Annotated in this window: 1 protein-coding gene and 1 pseudogene; both read left to right on the top strand. The window is 72.6% G+C overall.

Annotated features, from left to right (window positions below):
• The coding region (locus I5G_RS13895) for an FtsW/RodA/SpoVE family cell cycle protein (RefSeq protein ID WP_022879599.1) at nucleotides 1-491 on the top strand (491 nt) is incomplete at its 5' end.
• 174 nt (nucleotides 492-665) lie between these two features.
• Nucleotides 666-1,512 (top strand): annotated as a pseudogene (locus tag I5G_RS22575) (glycosyltransferase); the annotation flags it as partial.

Raw genomic sequence — 1,512 nt, 5'->3', positions numbered from 1 at the left:
CGTGCTACTACACCTCGTGCTACCAGTCGCTGCACGGCATCTGGGGCCTCGCGAGCGGCGGCGTGCTGGGGCTCGGCCTCGGCAACTCCAAGGAGAAGTACGACTGGCTCCCCGCCGCCGCGAACGACTACATCTTCGCGATCATCGGCGAAGAGCTCGGGCTCATCGGATGCCTCGTCGTGCTGGTCCTGTTCGCGCTCTTCGCCGTGGGCGCGTTCCACATCGTCCGCCGCACCGACGACGCGTTCGTGCGGATCGTCGCGGGCTCGGTCGCCCTCTGGATCGTCGGCCAGGCGATCGTGAACATCGGCGTGGTGCTCCGCATCTTCCCGGTGCTGGGGGTGCCGCTGCCGTTCATGTCGCAGGGCGGCACGTCGCTGCTGTCGGTCCTCATCGCGTGCGGCGTGCTCCTGTCGTGTGCGCGCACGCTGCCGGACCGCCGCCCTGCCGTCGCGACCCCTCCGCGCGCCGCGCGCCGCCGCCAGCGCTGAGGCCCGGCGTTTCTGAGCGGGTGTGTCGCCAGATCACGTGATCTGGCGACACACCCGTTGTGGCGCGCCGCGCCGCGTGATCTCGACCGAATCGCGTGATCTGGGAGGGGATCTGCGGGTCCCGGGCCACGGCGCCGGGGCAGTGCCATCCGTCGGGCTGGTTAGGGTCGAAGGGTGACGACCACCCTTCTGGCCGCCGGCGGGACCGCCGGGGCACGTGAACCCCCTCCTCGCCGTGGCCGACGGACTCCGCGCGCGCGACGACGCCGACGAGGTGCTGGTGCTCGGCACCCGCGAGGGGCTCGAGGCCCGTCTCGTGCCCCTGCGCGGATACGAGCTGCTGTTCGTCGACAAGGTGCCCTTCACGCGCCGCCCCGACCGTGCCGCCGCGGCCTTCCCGAGTCGTTTCCGCCGCGCGGTCGCGCAGGTCCGGCGCATCATCCGAGAGCGCGGCGTCGACGTCGTCGTCGGATTCGGCGGCTACGCGGCAGCCCCCGCGTACGTCGCGGCGCGCTGGGAGCGCGTGCCGTTCGTCGTGCACGAGGCCAACGCGAAACCCGGTCTCGCCAACGTCCTGGGTGCGCGTGCCGCGGCCGGGGTGGGTGTGGCGTTCGAGGGCACACCCCTGCGCGGAGCCCGGGTGGTCGGCATGCCGCTGCGCCGCGAGATCGTCGACCTCGACCGCGCGGCCCTCCGCGCGGAGGCGGCCGCGCATTTCGGACTGGATGCCACGACCCCCACGCTTCTCGTGTTCGGCGGGTCGCTCGGGGCGCAGCGTCTCAACGACGCGTTCGGCGGCGCATGGCGCGATGTGCTCGACACCGGCTGGCAGCTGCTACACGTGACGGGGGAGAAGTCCGACCTCGCCGACCCCGGCGTCCCCGGGTACGCGCTCGTGCGCTACGTCGACCGGATGGATCTGGCGTTCGCCCTCGCGGACTTCATCGTGTCGCGCTCGGGGGCGGCCACGGTGAGCGAGATCAGCGCACTGGGGATCCCCGCGGTGTACGTGCCGTACGCG

The organism is Microbacterium sp. B19 (genome assembly GCF_000333395.1).
Classification (GTDB): Bacteria; Actinomycetota; Actinomycetes; order Actinomycetales; family Microbacteriaceae; genus Microbacterium.
This window is presented reverse-complemented; position numbering and strand designations above follow the sequence as displayed.